13 protein-coding genes are annotated in these 15,048 nt (G+C 72.7%); all 13 read right to left on the bottom strand.

All coding sequences use genetic code 11. The features are described from left to right. From IT347_01625 to IT347_01565, 13 genes are read right to left on the bottom strand one after another with little or no spacing between them, the layout of a single operon-like run. Nucleotides 1–717 (bottom strand): MotA/TolQ/ExbB proton channel family protein, encoded by a 717-nt coding sequence (locus IT347_01625; protein MCC6348276.1) that lies wholly within the window; start codon nucleotides 715–717, stop codon nucleotides 1–3. Continuing rightward, a complete protein-coding gene (locus IT347_01620) occupies nucleotides 714–1,097 on the bottom strand; it encodes a hypothetical protein (GenBank protein MCC6348275.1) in 384 nt (127 codons plus the stop codon). Before IT347_01620 ends, IT347_01625 begins: the two co-directional genes overlap by 4 nt. Continuing rightward, on the bottom strand, nucleotides 1,094–5,728 hold the full coding sequence (locus IT347_01615) for a tetratricopeptide repeat protein (GenBank protein ID MCC6348274.1): 4,635 nt from the start codon (nucleotides 5,726–5,728) through the stop codon (nucleotides 1,094–1,096). Before IT347_01615 ends, IT347_01620 begins: the two co-directional genes overlap by 4 nt. Continuing rightward, nucleotides 5,725–6,528, bottom strand: coding sequence for a hypothetical protein (locus IT347_01610; GenBank protein ID MCC6348273.1), 804 nt, complete (start codon nucleotides 6,526–6,528; stop codon nucleotides 5,725–5,727). Before IT347_01610 ends, IT347_01615 begins: the two co-directional genes overlap by 4 nt. Before the next feature lie 5 nt (nucleotides 6,529–6,533). Then, nucleotides 6,534–7,097: a hypothetical protein gene (locus IT347_01605; GenBank protein ID MCC6348272.1), complete on the bottom strand. Its 564-nt coding sequence runs from the start codon at nucleotides 7,095–7,097 to the stop codon at nucleotides 6,534–6,536. A gap of 9 nt (nucleotides 7,098–7,106) precedes the next feature. Further along, complete coding sequence (locus tag IT347_01600; GenBank protein MCC6348271.1) at nucleotides 7,107–8,078, bottom strand: outer membrane beta-barrel domain-containing protein; 972 nt, start codon at nucleotides 8,076–8,078, stop codon at nucleotides 7,107–7,109. A gap of 14 nt (nucleotides 8,079–8,092) precedes the next feature. Continuing rightward, nucleotides 8,093–8,743: a hypothetical protein gene (locus IT347_01595; protein ID MCC6348270.1), complete on the bottom strand. Its 651-nt coding sequence runs from the start codon at nucleotides 8,741–8,743 to the stop codon at nucleotides 8,093–8,095. Beyond that, nucleotides 8,740–9,375, bottom strand: coding sequence for a hypothetical protein (locus IT347_01590; GenBank protein ID MCC6348269.1), 636 nt, complete (start codon nucleotides 9,373–9,375; stop codon nucleotides 8,740–8,742). Before IT347_01590 ends, IT347_01595 begins: the two co-directional genes overlap by 4 nt. Next, entirely contained in the window at nucleotides 9,372–11,018 is a 1,647-nt protein-coding gene (locus tag IT347_01585; GenBank protein MCC6348268.1) for a T9SS type A sorting domain-containing protein, read from the bottom strand. Before IT347_01585 ends, IT347_01590 begins: the two co-directional genes overlap by 4 nt. Nucleotides 11,019–11,060: 42 nt before the next feature. Next, a complete protein-coding gene (locus tag IT347_01580) occupies nucleotides 11,061–12,200 on the bottom strand; it encodes a DUF3570 domain-containing protein (protein MCC6348267.1) in 1,140 nt (379 codons plus the stop codon). Continuing rightward, nucleotides 12,191–12,421 carry a DUF4266 domain-containing protein gene (locus IT347_01575; GenBank protein MCC6348266.1) on the bottom strand — a complete coding sequence of 77 codons (231 nt, stop codon included), beginning with the start codon at nucleotides 12,419–12,421 and terminating at the stop codon, nucleotides 12,191–12,193. Before IT347_01575 ends, IT347_01580 begins: the two co-directional genes overlap by 10 nt. Before the next feature lie 8 nt (nucleotides 12,422–12,429). Continuing rightward, nucleotides 12,430–13,029, bottom strand: a complete 600-nt coding sequence (locus IT347_01570; GenBank protein ID MCC6348265.1) for a TlpA family protein disulfide reductase — start codon at nucleotides 13,027–13,029, stop codon at nucleotides 12,430–12,432. A gap of 11 nt (nucleotides 13,030–13,040) precedes the next feature. Next, nucleotides 13,041–15,017, bottom strand: coding sequence for a PD40 domain-containing protein (locus tag IT347_01565; GenBank protein MCC6348264.1), 1,977 nt, complete (start codon nucleotides 15,015–15,017; stop codon nucleotides 13,041–13,043). Nucleotides 15,018–15,048: the final 31 nt, after the last annotated feature.

The following is a 15,048-nucleotide window of genomic DNA, read 5'->3' as shown; positions in this document are numbered from 1 at the left end:
CTAGCGCGTCCCGCTCTCGCCCGCGACCTGGCGGACGGGCTGGGCCGCGACCTGCGGGCGGACGGGCCGCACGGCCTGCGTGGCCGACTGGGCCGGGGCGGACATGACCTTGCCGAGCCGGATCGCGAGCTGGTCAATGCTGTCGCCGAGTTCCTCGACGCGGCTGATGAACCAGCCCTGCACGATGAGCGTCGGAATCGCGACCGTGAGGCCGAACGCGGTGCAGTGCAGAGCTTCCGAAATGCCGGCGGAGAGCTTCGCCGAGCGCGTGGCCGCGTCGGCGACACCGACGCCGGCGATCGCGGTGATGAGTCCCGTGATCGTGCCCAGGAGTCCGATCAGCGTCGCCGAGTTGGCGAGCAGACCGAGCCAGGCGAGGCGCTTCGAAAGGCTCGGGAGCTGCAGCGTGGTGGCGTCGTCGGCCGCGCGCTGCAGGCTCTCCTCGTCCTGCGCGCCGGACTCGAGCATGGCCTGCGCGACCCGGGCGAGAGGCGTGCCCGACTGCATGGCGGTGTGGCGGGCGCCGTTCCAGTCACCACGGCGGGCATGGGTGACGATCGCGTCCACGAACGCACGGGCGTCGATGGCCATGGCCTTGCCGATGACGATGAACCGCTCGGCGATGATGGCGCCGACGATCAACCCGATCGCCAGCACCACGTGCATGAACAGGCCGCCCTCTTTATAGAAGGAGGCAAGAGCCGACAGGGCATTCATTTGCGGTTCTCCTTTCGTGCATCGCTTGCAGCGTGGGGTGAAGGTGAAATCCAGGCCGGGAACGTCGCGTCGGTCGCCAGTCGGCGGGCCGGACGCACCGACGTCGCCCGGGCGTAGTCGGTGAAGCGGTGCGGCTGGCGCACCGTGATGAAGGTCACGCGCGGCACTTCGACTTCTCCCTCGATGTGCACGTCGCCGAGGCGGCGAGCCTCGGTCCCCGGGGCCGCGGCCGGCGTGCCGGGGCGGGGCGGCTGCGCCACCGCGGGCCGCTTCGCGGCTGCGGCACGCTTCGCCGGCGTCGAGGCGGTCGCGGCGCCGACGGGCGCGGCGGCGAGCAGGAGACCGGCAAGAACCACGATCCGGAGCGCGCGCATTGTCATGGTTGCTGATTCCTCTCGGCCGGCGGGTTGGCGGGTGGCGGTGTGCTCGGAGCGACCTGTGCGCGCAGCGCCAGGCGCGGCTGCAGCGCCGCGCGCGCGCGCGCGAGCCAGGCGTCGTCGGAATCCGCCGTCGTGCCCTCGAGCAGGTCGTGCCAGACGCCCTCGGCGCGCTGGTAGAAGACGTCGCTCTGACGGTGGATGACTTCGTCGTAGGCGGCGCGGTCCTCACCCTTGAGATCGGCCGGACGCTCGCTCGCCTCCAGCGCGTCGCCAAACGCCACCAGTGCCTCGCCGATGCGGAACGAAGCCGCGTGCGACCACTCGGGATCGCCCAGGGCGATGCAGGCGCGATAGCGGGCGAGCAGCACGTCGAGCTTCGACTTGCGCGAACCGATCGTCTTCGCGAGCGGCTGCCGAAGCGCGACCCGGGCGCAGGCCGCCGCGGCCTCCTCGCCCTCGAGGAAGCGGACGCGGGCGAGCAGCGAACGGGAGGCGAGTTCGGGATGCTTCGCCGCGCGCGCAAGATAGTCCGCGAGCGACGTGCGCGGACTCGTGCGCTTCTTCGCGGCGGGCAGCCAGCGCGAGATCGGACGCGCGGTCGAGACGGAGTCGAGCGAGCGCGAGGCGACGGGCTCGAGCAGCGCGAGCGCCGTGGCCTCGTCGGCCGGGTGGCGACGAATCCACGCCAGGCGCAGCGAGTCGGCGCGGGCGGTGCGCCCCGCGCGCTCGAAGAAGCCGGCCGCCCGGAGCGACGCGTCGTCCGACTGCGGGTCGGACCGGAAGCGTGCGGCGAAGTCCAGCCAGGCCTGCGCCGCGGCGGCGGTGTCGCCCGCGGCCTCCCACGCGGACGCGGTCGCACGTCCGGCGTCGCGCGCCAGCGAACTGCCCGGCCGGCGCGCGGCCAGCGAGCCCATGGCCCTGGCGCCGTCAGCGGTGCGCCCGGCGCGGAAGTAGGCGAGCCCGGCGCGGTAGAAGGCCGCGTCGGCGTGCTCGAAGGTCGGCCAGCGCAGCGCCACGTTCTCGAAACGCGCCGCATGGCCCGAGTAGTCGGTCGAGTCCGCGGCCACCCGTGACTCGGCATAACGGTAGGCGCAGGCGGGAATCGCACGCTCGACGCGGCGGGCGAGCGAGTCGTCGCCGGCGGACCGCGCCAGCGCGAAGGCGCTCTCGTAGGCCTCCTGCGCACGGTCGAAGCGCTCGAGACGAACGAAGGCGTCGGCACGCAGCGTCGCCGCGCGGGGCGCCCGCGGGTCGCCGGGGTGCCGCCCGGCGAACGCGCCGAAGGCTTCGGCGGCGCGATCGAACCAGCCGTGGGCGAAGGAGAGCTGGCCCTGGCGCCAGCGCACGTCGGCCGCGTGCGCGTCGGCGGGGAATCCGTCGAGCAGCGACTCGCCGGCGGCGAGAACGGCCTGGGCGACGGAATCGCTGCCGACCGGGCCGGCCGATGCCGCCCGCGTGCGTTCGTACCACGCGTCGAGCACCGCGATGCGCTGCAGGCGCGCGGCCGCGGCCAGCGTGTCGCGGCCGTCGGCCACCGAATCCACGTGCGCGAGGGCGCCCGCGACGTCGCCGAGCGCGGCGCGGGACTCCGACGCCTGCAGCATCAGCGCGCGATGATTCGGCTCCGCGGGCCAGGTCGCGAGCACGCGCTCCTCGAGCCGCGCGGCCTCGCGCCAGTCCCCGGCGTCGCCCCGCTCGCGTCCGGCCGCATGGTGCTCCCACGCGACCTCGAGCAGCGCCGCGCGGGCGAACGCGTCGCCGGCCGCGCGCAGCGAATCGCCCCGGGTCGTCAGCGAGTCGCCCGCCCTCGCCGTGATCCACGCGCTGCCGGGGGAGAAGCGTTCGGCGTTGGCCAGCAGCGCCGCACGGCGCTCCTCGGGATGGTTCCAGCGGCGGTAGGTCTCGTCCATGCGCCGCGCCGACTCGAGCGCGTCGGGCGCGAGCGGGTAGCGGTCGAGCATCAGCTGATCGGCGGCGATCGCGGGCCCGAACAGCGCGTACTTGCGGAAGTGCTGCCCGAGCGCCCGCAGCAGCCGCATCTCGTAGGGCCGCGGGCCGACGCGCTCGAAGTGCGCGGTGAACGCCTCGGCGCCGCCCCCGCGCGCCAGCGAATGGACGAGCAGCACCTCGGCGTCATCGTCGAGGCGGATGCGCGCGTCCACTCGGCCGGCGGCGTACAGGTCCAGCACGTCGCCGAACGCGTCGGCCGCCTGCTCGAAGTGGTCCACGTGGAACTCGGTCCAACCGAGCTTGTAGAGCGCGATGGTGCGCAGCGTCGTGTCTGCGCCCTCGACCGCGGCGCGGTAGAGGGGGACGGCGTCGTAGAAGCGCTGCTGGTCGAACGCCTCGTCGGCGAGGTGCAGCCACGACTCCTGCGCCAGCGGCGAATCCGGATGATCGTTGACCAGCGTGCGGAAGCAGGTGATCGCCCCGGCATCGCCGCGTTCCGCCAGCAGAGTGCCGAGGTCGTAAAGCACCGCGTCGCGATGCTGGAACTTCGGGTCGTCCTGCAGGCTCGCGCGATGGAGCGCGATGGACGGTCCGGTCTCAAGGACGGGCACCGTGCCCGTGGGCGACTTCAGGTACTGCTCCATGCGGGCGCGGAACGCCACGCGCGCGCGCTGCTCGAGCAGGTCGGCGAGACGGTAGCGCGCGTCGGCGCGCCCGGCCGCCCCGGGATGGCCGGCGAGAAACGCCTGCAGGCGGGAGATCGCCTCGTCGCGCCAGCGCGACGCTTCAGGTGACTGCGCGGCCGCGCCGGAGTCGGCGGCGCCGGCATCGGTCGCGTGGTCCAGGCCGGCGGCGATCGCCCAGGCGGAGGCGGCGAGGCCGTAGTCGATCGCTTCGCGCTCGTCTTCCATCGTCGCCAGCGTGCGACGCACCGCCGAACGCGCCACGGCGTCGCGTTCGCGGCCCGCGGCGGCGCGCAGCGAGTCGGCATGACCCGCCAGGCGTTCGGCGCGGGCCGCCAGCGCACGAGAGAGCTCGGCACGGGTCGCGACCGCGAGGCTCGAGTCGAGCGAGCCGGCGAGCCGCTTCGCCCACGCGAGCGAGGCGGCCGCTTCGGCGTCCTGCCGGGCGATGCGGTCGAGCACGCCCGGCCGCCATGCCCGTTCGTACGAACGCGCGATGGTGCCGGGGCTCTCGGCCGCGACGCGCGCGGCGATGTCGGCGACGCCGCGCACGAGCGCGCGCTCGACGACGAGCACCGACTCCGGGCTCGCGTAGCCCGCCGGAGCGCGCATCGGCGCGGGGCCCTTCACCCAGAAATGGTCGAGCCCGGCGATCCAGCGCTGGTTCGCCTCGCATGCCGCGAGCAGCGCCGCGGCGCGGCGCAGGACCCGTCGTGTGGCCGAATCGCGCACGGCCCGGAGCCGGGCGTCGATCGCATCGAGCGCGCGGTGCAGCTCGCCGAGGCGCGCGAGGCGCGTTTCGATGCGCGCGTGCTCGCGCGCCAGCGAGTCCTGACCGGTCCGCAGGTAGCGCTGCAGCTCGGCGGCGCTCTCACGCTCCCGCCGGGCCTCGTCGCCCGCCCGCGCGGCCGCGGCGTCCGCCTCGCCGGTGCGCGCCTGCGCGTTCGAGAGCGCGGCCCACTCCGGGGCCGAGGGAGGCAGCACGCGGGCGGCGGTGACCACCCGCTCGGGGCGGTCGAACGCGGCGCCCGGATCGCCGGCGCCTTCACCACGGTCGGCGCGCGAGCGGCCGAGCGCCGCCGCGCCCTCGCGCGAGCGGCGGGCCGGCACGAGCGGCGCGCCGCTCGCGGCGGGATCGTCCTCCCACGCGGCGATGAGCGGCTCGAGGTCCTTCCGGGTCGCCAGCGTGCGCAACGAATCGCGCGTCGCGGTCCATTCGGCGTCGAGCGTCCCCCAGAGCCGGTAGGCCTCGTGGGCGTCGCCGCGGCGCAGGGCGTCGTCGGCGAGCAGCGCCTCGAGTTCGCGCCGGTTCGCGTAACCGGGATCGCGCTCGAGCAGGTTCGCCAGCGCACGCACGGCCGTCGAGGAATCGCCCCGTTCGTACGCGAGGCGCGCCGCCAGGTCGCGTGCGGCGGGATCGTGCGCGCTCCCGCCGGGCACGCGGCCGAGTTCGTCGCGCGCGTCCCCGCCGGCGGCGACGCTCTCGGCGGCGGCGCGGAAGTGCACCGCGCCCTCGGCGTCTTCACGCAGGCGTGGCGCGCCGCCGGCGTGCAGCGCCCCGCGGGCGTCGGCGGCCGGATCGAGCAGCGCGCGCTGGTCGGCGAGCGCACGCGTGAACTCGCTGGAGCGGGGCCAGCCGGCGACCTGGCGGGCGAGCGAATCGAAACGCGCGTGCGCGCCGAGGCGAAGCCACGCCTGCGCGAGCAGGAACGCCGCGCGGTCCGCCCCCTCGAACGCGGGTGGGGAGGCGAAGTCCACCGCTTCGAGCACGCGGATCACCTCGAGCGGCTGCCCCATGCGCCACGCCGCCTGAGCGCGGGCCAGGCGCAGCGCGCCCTCCCCGAGCGAGTCGCCGACCACCGGCCGGACCGCGGGCGGGGCTTCCGTCGCCGAGGAGGGCGCGCCGAAAGCGCCGAGCGCGAGCGCGGCGAGCAGCCACGCGAACGCCCGCGGAGCGCCGGGATGGGCGGCGCGCGAGTTCGGGGAAGTCGAGCTCACCGGGCGAGGGCGGTCCGGTCGTCCAGCACCCAGGCGGTGGCCGCGACGCTCGAGGAGTCGTCCGCGGCCAGGTGGGAGATGTCCAGGCGCAGCAGGTTCAGCCGGTCGCGCGCCGGGTCCAGCTCGAGCCAGCCGGGCGCGCCGCCGCCGAAGGCGAACTCGAAGACCTGCTCGCGTGGCTCGAGCAGGCGGTGGAGCACCTGCACGGCCCCGCCCGTACGCAGCGCGTCGCACTGCTCGGGCGAAAGGTTCACGGTTTCGCGGGTGCCATCCTCGAGCGAAATCACCAGCGCCCGCGGCGCGTCGTCGCCGGGCCAGCCGCTCAGGACGACGGCCAGCGCGGTGCGCTGCGTGCCGGCGAAATCCGCCTGCAGCACGCCGAGCCGCTCGCGCTGGCGCGCGAGCGCGCGGTCGAGCTGGTCCAGCTCGCCCTCGAGCCCGCCCAGCTCGGTGACGCTCGCGAACAACTCACGTCCCGAGCGGGCCGAGTCCGCGGCGGCCGCGGAGTCGCCGGCGGCCCGCGCCGCCGCGACCATCTCGCCGTAGCGCAGGAAGCGCGGGTCGATCGCCGCGGCCTCGCCGCTCACGCTCACGGTCTTCGCGCGCAGGCGGTCCAGCTCGGCGCGCAGGTAGTCGCGGTTGGCGCCGAGGAAACGCAGCGTCGGCAGCTTCGGCCGGTCGGGCTTGACGCGCTGGACGCGCACCTCGGTCGGCGTTTCGCCGGGAGTCACGCCCGCGAGCGAGGTGGCCGCGCCGATGGCGACGAACCACAGGGTCGGAAGGAGCAGTTTCGGGCGCATGACGGTCAGCCCCTCCAGGTCCGGCGGACCTTGCCTTCGGCCGCGTCCACGACGACCCACAGCGACGGCGCGCCCGGGGCCGTGTAGACGAGCGTCCAGGTCGTGCGGTCGGGATCCGATTCGTCGAACGCCCCGCGCATCAACAGCATCGTGCTCAGGTGGCCCTGCGCTCCCTTGCGGAACGCGCGGCCCGCCTCGCGGTCGGCCGCCGCCAGCGCGGCGCCGCTGTCGATCCAGCCTTCGGGCAGCGGCGGGGCCTCGAACGCCATCTCGACGTTCTCGGCCGCGGCGATGCGGCCGTCGCGAACGGACCATGCGCGTGCGCGTCCGGTCGCGGGGGAGACGAACAGGTAGCCCCAGCGCGCGGCGCCGCCGTCGGCGTCCACGTCCTCGTCGTTCTCGACGTAGACCAGTCGGGAGTCGGCCGCCCAGGCGGTGGCGGCGGCGCGGGCCAGCTCGAGGCCGGCTCGCGCCGCGATGGGCGGCGGCGCCTTGGCGCCCGCGGGGGCCGCGAGGCACGCCGCGACCAGCAGCGCGGCCCCGAGGGGGCGGAGGAGTCCATTCTTCATGACGCGCTCCTAGAAGAGGTAAAGAGTGCCGATCGTGAGTTCGACGTTGTGGTGGGTCTGGCGCGCGTTGGCGGCGCCCGTCTTCATGCGGTAGTCCCGCACTTCCCAGCGCACCGCGGTGCGGCGCGAGAGGTACATCGTCGTTCCGGCGCCGAGGTTCAGGCTGGGCTCGGACTCGCCCTTCATGATGCTGGAGCCGGCGCCGACGCTGACGTACGGCACCATCTGCCGGCCCGGCAGCAGTTCGTACGTCGCCATGAAGTGGTAGAACATCATGTGGAAGTCCTCGGCCTCGAGCGACAGGCCGAAGAGCGACTCCACGATCTCGGCGGGGCGGCGCACGTGCGTCCACGACAGGCCGCCCTCGACCGTCAGGCGGTCGAAGACGTAGTAGCCGAGCCGGCCGCCGGCGACGAGGGAGTTCGACTTCTGATCGAACGCGTAGCCGCCCGTGTAGCCCTCGATCAGGAACGCTCCCGTGCGCGAGTAGAGTCGCGGGTTCGGCTTGAACTCGAGGCCCGACACGTCGTCGAGTTCCTTGCACAGCGAGCGATGCACCCAGCCCGTCTCGGTGTCGGACAGCTTGACGCCGTACCAGTCGCCGCTCTTGGCGAACACCGGAAACTCGGTCTTCGCCTTGAAGACGCCGACGACCGCGTAGGTGTCGCCGGGGCCCGAGCGCACGACATTGCGCGCGGCGCCGGTCAGGCGCACGCGCTTCGATCCGACCTTGAGCTGCGGGTTCATGACCGGAGCCGCGGGTGCCGCGAGCGTGCTGTCGCCGAGCGGCGCCGTGTCGGTGGACTCACCGACGACGACCGGGGCCGCGAGACTGTCGGCCGCGGATTCGTCCTGCGCCCGTGCGGGCAGGGCGAGCGCCGGCAGCGCGAGCAGCGCCAGCAGCGACCACGTCGCCCGCGCCGTGCGGGCGAACGGAACTGCGGGTCGGGAGCGGTGTGGCTGCGATCCCTGCGCCTTCATGCGGGTCCTTCCTTTCATCGCTCGCCGAAGTAGCGGGCCAGCTCGAGCCGGCCATTCCAATTGCCGAAGGTCTCCCGCGCGTACGTCACTCCGGAGCCGGAGCGATGCGCGGTTTCGAAGGACAGGGCGGTGCGTTCGACCGCCAGCGCGGCCATCCATCGGGGGGCGATCGGGCGCCTCAACGCGGCGCCGGCGCCCCAGGTGAAGGCGTGCACCGGCGCGAGGTCCACGGTCGTCGTGCCACCGCCGGCGTCGAGCGTGACCCGGTCCGGCGAATAGCTGAGCGAGGCGCGGCCGGCGCTGCCGCGGGCCAGCAACTCGGCCCCGAGTCCGCGCGCGAGCGTGGCCTCGCCGGCCAGATCGAAGGTCGTGACGCGCACCGCCGGGTCGGGAACCGAGGCGGAGGCGTCCACATGCTGCGCCGCCAGTGCCGACCAGCCGCGCAGGGCGAGTCCGAAACGGCCCACGGTGGCGCCGACCTGCGCGCCGAATGCCGGGCGCGGCGCGAGGTTCCATTGGTAGTCGGCGAGATGCGAGTCGAATCGGGCCGTGCCGCCCGTGACGCCCACGAACCACAGCGGTCGCGCGGCCATCGCCAGCGCGGGAGCGGTCAGGCAGGTCAGCGCCAGCAGCGGCGCGCCGATTCGCAGGGTCGCGTTCGTCACGGCGTGGGCGCCGTTCCGAGCGTGAGCTTCAGGCCGACGGGCAGGATCTGGTATTGCGCGGCCGGGAAGGGGGTGATCGCGATCGAGTCGGAGCCGTCGCGCAGCTCGATCTCCTCGCCGCTGCCCAAATAGCAGAGCAGGAACAGTCCCGAGGTGGCGCCCGTGGTGTCCACCGAAGCCGGCGGGACCGCGGCGAAGGACATGGGCAGCGTCTGGACCAGGTGGTCCCAGCCGGTGATCGGGTGCACGGTGCGCCCCACCGACACCGAGTTGGCGAGGATGCGGTCAATGTCGTAAGCCATCGGTTCGCGCGAGGCGTCGGGCGAGAGCGTCACGTCGCCGTTGGCGACCGAACCGCTCGCCCGCAGCTCGGCCACCGCGTACCCGGTGACGATCGCGCGGTAGGTGATGCGGGCGACCAGCATCACCGAGTCGCGCACGCCGGGAGGCACGCTCTGCCCGGGCGCGTGGTTGGCCGAAGCGAGATCGATGCGAGTCCACCGATCCTCGATCTTGGGCGCGCCCAGGCAGCCGGCGAGGCTCGCCGTGCAGGCGGCCAGCGCCAGCAGGGCCGCGGCGCGACGGGAAGCCCGCCGCGCCCGCGTCGCCCATGCCCGGTGGGGTTGCGTCACGGAATCACCACCAGCCGCTGCGACAGCTCGCGGCCGTCGGTCGTCAGGCGGGCGAAATAGACGCCGGGCGCCACACGACCACCCCGGTCGGAGCGCAGGTCCCAGGTCACCTCGTTGCGGCCGGAGGCGAACGACGAGCCGAGCGAGCGAACGGCGCGGCCCATCGAGTCGTAGACGCGCAGCGAGGCGGCGCCGGACCCGGCGGGCAACGCGAAGGCGATGCGGGCCGAGCGGGCGGCGGGGTTCGGCGAGCTGCCGAGCATCATGGCGAAGGCCGGAGGCGCGAGAGCGCCCGAGCTGTTCCAGCGAAAGCCCGTCTCGGCCTGGGCGGAGGGACCGCCGGCGTACATGGAGGTCGCGACCAGCCGCAGGCGCAGGTCGCCGCGACCCGCGACCGCGGCGCGATCCGCCTCGGTCAGGGCCAGCGTGTGCGCGCCGGCTTCGAGCGTGCCCGCGGAACGCGAAACGAGCGGCGCACCGCCGGTGGCGTCGAGCAGCTCGACGACGACGCTGGCGCGATCGGTGAGCGTGAAACGCGCTTCGGGCTGGTCGGCGCCGGCGACGGCCAGCTCCGGCACCTCGAGGCCGAGGTTCCACAGGCGCACGCCGCTCGCGTCGGTCCATTCCTCGACGGTCAGGCCGTTCGCACGGCCTTCGCGGGTGACCGTACCGGTCCGGTGGTCGCGGACCGTGAAGAACGGCACGTGGAAGTTGCGCGGGCGCACCAGGTCGCCGCGCAGCTCGGCGACCGGCGAGAGGTCGGGCGCGTACTTGCGCACGACTCCGCGGTTGGGCGCCGCCGCGTAGAGGTTGCCCCACTGATCGGTGTCCAGCGAGGTGACGACGTCGGCGTCCACCTTCGTCTCGGACGCCCAGTGCAGCCCCGAGGCGTCGTGCAGAAGGCGCACGAGCCGGCCGTTGTGCGCGTCGGCGACGAACACGTCGTGGGTGTTGCGGCCGTCCTCGCGGCCGGCGCGAATCGCCATCGGTCCGGCGAAGCGGCCAGGACCGCTGCCGAGATCGCCGATGGCGGCGACCTCGCGGGCCGAGCCGGCGCCGAGCGCGAATGCGGCGACGCGATTGCGGCCCGTGTCGGCGACGTAGAGGGCGTCGTCACCGGGGGTGAACGGCGTGCCGCCGTCCGACCAGGCGACGTCGAACGGCCGGGAAAGACCGCGAATCTCGTAGAGCGGTTCGAGCGTCACCTCGCCGTACGTGGTGCTGGCCTGCAGGACGACGATCCGGTCGTTGCCCGCGTCGGCCACGTACACGCGATCGTTCTCGTCCACCGCCAGACCGCGCGGCTCCGAGAGGCGGCCGAGCGGGGTTCCGGCGCCGTCGTAGGCGCGCAGCGCCCGCCCAGCCTCGCCGATCACGAGCCGGTTCCAGCGCGGATCCGAGACGATCTGGAACGTACGGGACTCGACGTAGGGGAAGACGTCGTACAGGTCCACGTGTCCGATCGTCGCCGTGGCCCACGGGTCCGAGAACAGCTCCCGCCCCACCTGCTGGCGGGTGACACCGCGGGTGATGGCATCGAGACCCAGGTCGGGAACGATGCGGGCGCGCTCGAACGTGCCCGCCTGCGGCGCGGTCGCCGCGACCAGGGACAGTCCGAGACTCAGCACAATGACTCGTCGCACGTCAGGCTCCTCTCTCCGGCCACTCCATCACCTGGAATGCACCTAGAACCGGAACTCCAGTCCCGTCTCCAGGATGTCCGCTGAATAGTTGTTGCTGTTGAAGTAGCGCTCGTAGTCGAGCGAGACCGAGAACCGTCGAAACTTCGGTGAATCGGGCGCGAGCACGCCGAGATCGGCGTTCAGGTTGAAGCCGAACAGGTGGGACGACAGCGGGCTCATCCGGTAGTCACCCGTGACGTAGCCGTCCACGCCCTGCGTGGTGGCGTACTCGGGGCGCCAGAAGTCGGCGCTCGACTGCGTGTACCAGCGGTACTCGTACTGCGCGTACAGGCCGCGCGTGATGTACTGCGACAGACCGCCCGCGACCTCGTGCGAGAGCACGCCCCAATCGTCGTCGTAGAGGCGGTAGTCGAACTTGAGGCTCGAGCGGTTCGCGAGGTAGTGGTGCAACTTCAGGAAGGCATCGCGCCGCAGTCGCGACTCCGGGTGCCGCTCGGGCATCGTGGTGCCGCCGGCATACACCATGCGGTAGGGGTTGTGCTGCAGGCCGGTGACGCGATTGACCTCGACGCCCAGGCGCACGACGGACACCGGCGAAAGGACGCGGGTGGCGACGGCATTCACGTGCAGCGTGTTCTTGTGGTCGGGCGCGGTGCTGCCGCGCTGGTCCACGAGCGGTTTGATGTCGTCCCAGCCGAAGCTGGTCCCGACCGAGATGTTGATCTGGTCGTCGCGCACGTCGCGGTTGTAGGAGGCCGACACCTGGTGCCCCAGGTAGTCGCTCTCGATCGAATGGTAGTAGCCCAGCGAAGCGCCACCGCGACTGACCTGCCCCTCGAGCTCGTTGCGGACCTTGATGAAGTCCTGGAACGCGTTGCCCTCGATGGGCCGGCTCGCGGTCGTGATCGCGTCAATCGCCTCCTCGCTCCCGGCGGGAGCCGCGACGCCGGGGATGAGCACCCGCTCGTGGTTCCAATGCAGCGTCACGTTGCCGTCGCCGCGAAGCGGCACGGTGAAATCCTCGACGAACGAGCGAACCAGCACGTGCTTCGAGTCCACGAACGTCCGGAACAGCCCGTTCGCGGTGCTCGCGACTGCGACCTGCGCGCCGGCGGGGGAAGCCGCCAACGCGCCGAGCGCGATCGCCGCGAACCCGAGCCCCGTGCCGCGCGTCACTTGCACGCGCAGCCTCCGCCCTCGCCACCGACACCGCCGGTCGAGCCTTCGCGCGCCTCGAACGCCCGCACGCGGCGCGCGTCCTTCGCGGCGCGCGCCTGGAACGCCATGATGGGGTCCGCGAGTCTTTCGCGCTCGTAGGCCGCGACCGAATGCGCGGCGCAGCCCGTGAGCATCGGGGCCGCGACAGCCAGGGCGAGGATCAGCAGCAGGACGCGCCTTTCCATCGTCGAACTCATCGTCCGCCTCCGTTCGGTTCGATGCCGGCCACCGGTGCGGCGCCCGCGAGGCGACGCACGACGGACGTGAGCTTCGCCAGCTCGGCGTCGTCGGAGCGGCCGGTGCTCCAGGCGATGCGGCCGTCACGGTCCAGGACGATCGTCGCGGGCACGTGCCGAAGGTTCAGTTGACGGGCCAGCCCCTGAGGGCCGTCGCAGGCGATGGGCATGGAGAGCCGCCCGCTCCGGACGAAGCGACCGGCGTTGCGGGCGTCGTCGTCGATCGAGACGGCGAGCACCGACGCGCCCTGCGAACGCCACTCGCGGTGGAGCGCATCGAGCTTCGGCAGCTCGCGCCGGCAGGGCGAGCACCAGCTCGCCCAGAAGTTGACGATCACCACGCGCCCGCGCATCGCCGAGAGCGACGTGTTCGAACCGTCCAGCATGCGCAGCGAGTGACGGCCCAGGGCGGTCTCGGCGACCGTACTCGAGACTCCGAGGGCCTCGGCGCCGGCCGCCGGCAGGGGCGCGCCCGCGACCGGCCCGGCGGCGGCCATCGCCGCCACCGCCGATGCGAACGCCACCCGACGCACGGTCTGGGTGAGAAGGAAGCTCATGCTGGACTCGCTCACTTGTACTGGGCGCCGAGAAGCACCCAGAGGTTGAACTTGCGGCGCTCGACCGCGGTCAGCGAGTCGGCGCCGGTCGGGTGCACGCCCGAACCGCTGCGCGAACCCACGCCGAGCACGTAGTCAATGAGACGCGAGCGGCGGGGGAACGGGGGATCGGTCTCCTGCCGGCGGCCGTCCATCATTTCGCCCGACAGGTTCACGTAGGCGCGCGGGAAGATGCGGTTCATGCGGACCGTGTCGGGGACCGTCGTGAGATCGAGGCCGCCGGCCAGGGTCGTGTCGGGCCCGTTGATCACAGGGGTGTGACAGCTCTGGCACTTGGCCGCCACGACGGGTCCGATGTCGTTCTGCCAGTTGATCACCATGAACTGCGACTTCGGGATGTTCAGGTCGTGCGCCGGGAGCATGCCCGCGATCGGGTTGGGGTTCGTGGGGAACGGCCCGCCCGGAACCCGGTCCTCGTGGCAGCCGATGCAGCGATCGAACGTCTCGCCGGGGCGGACGTAGAGGTGCGTGCGCTTGACGACGAAACCGCGGCCGAGGCTGTCGAGCGTGGCGAAGCTGATCGGCGTGTCCGCCGGCACCCGGATCTTGAACGAGCCATCGGACTGCACCGGCGCGAAGCCGATGAGCGCCCGCTTCTCGAACTCGTTCGCCGAGAAGTCGTTCATTTCGCCCACGAGGGTGGGCCGCGCCGCGATGACCGCGATGCTGTCAATGCGGTCCACACCGCGCTGCGGGCGCTCCTGGCCGTCGTTGGTGCCGCGGTTGAAGACGTCCTGGGCGAGGAACACGCCGTAGTCCACCATGCGGTTCACGGTGGACGCGATGACCGGGGGTTTGGCGTGCGGCGCCAGCAACTGGGCGTCGAACTCGTTCGTGTTCGGGTCGTTGTAGAGGAACGTCAGGTCCGCGACGCTGAACGTCGCGGGGTCGGCCGTGGTGCCCGCGCCGGCCTGCGCGAGCGTGAACGTGTAGAGCGCGTAGTCCGTCTCTTCGGGCGTCGCCGCGGGAAGCGTGTAGGACGCGACGAAGCGGTTGCCGCCGAGCGGCCGCGGGTACTTGAACGCACCGTAGGGCCAGGGCTCGCCGTCGGTGTTGACCTGCGGCGTGAGGACGTCCCAGTGCAGGGCACGCGCGCCGGTCGTCGGGTCGGCGGGCCCCTGCTCGGGCTTGAGGACGGCCAGCGGGCCTTCGTCCTCGTTCACCATCGTGGACTCGATCGAGATGATGCGGCCATCCGGCGCCACGACCGGGTGGAAGAAGTTCCGGTCGTGCGGGCCGAAGAAGTGGAACGTGCCGGTGCCGTCGGGATTCGTGAAGAACAGGGGGAACCGGTTCATGGTCCCGAAGTGTTCCCAGCGCGTGTACACGAGCCGTCCGTCGGGGAGCAGCTCGGGATCGAAGTCGTCGCTCTGGTTGAAGCTGATGCGCTCGATGCCGCTGCCGTCCATGTTGCAGGTGTGCAGGCTGGCCGAAGGCGCGTGGTTGTACTCGTCCATCTCGCCGGGCCGGGTGCTGGTGAACGCGATGCGGCCGTCCGGCAGGTAGAGCGGATCGAAGTCGTCCCCGCCACCGCTCGTCACCTGGCGCAGATTCGTCCCGTCGGCGTCGATCTCGTAGATGTTGTGCGCGCCTCCGCCCGAGGGGCGCATCGAGAACAGGATCTTCTTGCCGTCGAACGATACGGCCGGGTCGCACACGTTCGCGCCCGTGAAGTTGGTGACCGGAGTGACGACGCCGTCCGGAGTGATGGGCGAGAGTTTGAACAGGTTGCCGGCGTCCTCGGTGCGATTGAGCGTGCCCGAGGCCGTGGTCTTGACGAACACGAGCGCGTCGGTGGTCGGCTCCTGCTGGATGAGGTCGTCGGGCGCGCTGTCGCGGCATCCGGCCGCCGACAGCTGGAGCAGGCACGCCGCGGCGAGCGGCGCGAACAGGGCCTTGAAGGCGCGATGCTGGGTTCGGGGCGTCATGATGTCGCTTTGACCTCCGGTCGAGGATCCG

This window comes from Candidatus Eisenbacteria bacterium (assembly GCA_020847735.1).
In the GTDB taxonomy this organism is placed as follows: domain Bacteria; phylum Eisenbacteria; class RBG-16-71-46; order RBG-16-71-46; family RBG-16-71-46; genus CAIXRL01.
The sequence above is the reverse complement of the archived record's forward strand: the minus strand, read 5'-3'. Positions and strand labels throughout refer to the sequence as shown.

What these genes read in the sequence shown, in the direction of transcription:
- IT347_01600 (MCC6348271.1), bottom strand. Translation starts at nt 8,078, where the DNA reads ATGAAGGCGCAGGGATCGCAGCCACACCGCTCCCGACCCGCAGTTCCG.
- IT347_01605 (MCC6348272.1), bottom strand. Translation starts at nt 7,097, where the DNA reads ATGAAGAATGGACTCCTCCGCCCCCTCGGGGCCGCGCTGCTGGTCGCG.
- IT347_01610 (MCC6348273.1), bottom strand. Translation starts at nt 6,528, where the DNA reads ATGCGCCCGAAACTGCTCCTTCCGACCCTGTGGTTCGTCGCCATCGGC.
- IT347_01620 (MCC6348275.1), bottom strand. Translation starts at nt 1,097, where the DNA reads ATGACAATGCGCGCGCTCCGGATCGTGGTTCTTGCCGGTCTCCTGCTC.
- IT347_01575 (MCC6348266.1), bottom strand. Translation starts at nt 12,421, where the DNA reads ATGGAAAGGCGCGTCCTGCTGCTGATCCTCGCCCTGGCTGTCGCGGCC.
- IT347_01625 (MCC6348276.1), bottom strand. Translation starts at nt 717, where the DNA reads ATGAATGCCCTGTCGGCTCTTGCCTCCTTCTATAAAGAGGGCGGCCTG.
- IT347_01565 (MCC6348264.1), bottom strand. Translation starts at nt 15,017, where the DNA reads ATGACGCCCCGAACCCAGCATCGCGCCTTCAAGGCCCTGTTCGCGCCG.
- IT347_01570 (MCC6348265.1), bottom strand. Translation starts at nt 13,029, where the DNA reads ATGAGCTTCCTTCTCACCCAGACCGTGCGTCGGGTGGCGTTCGCATCG.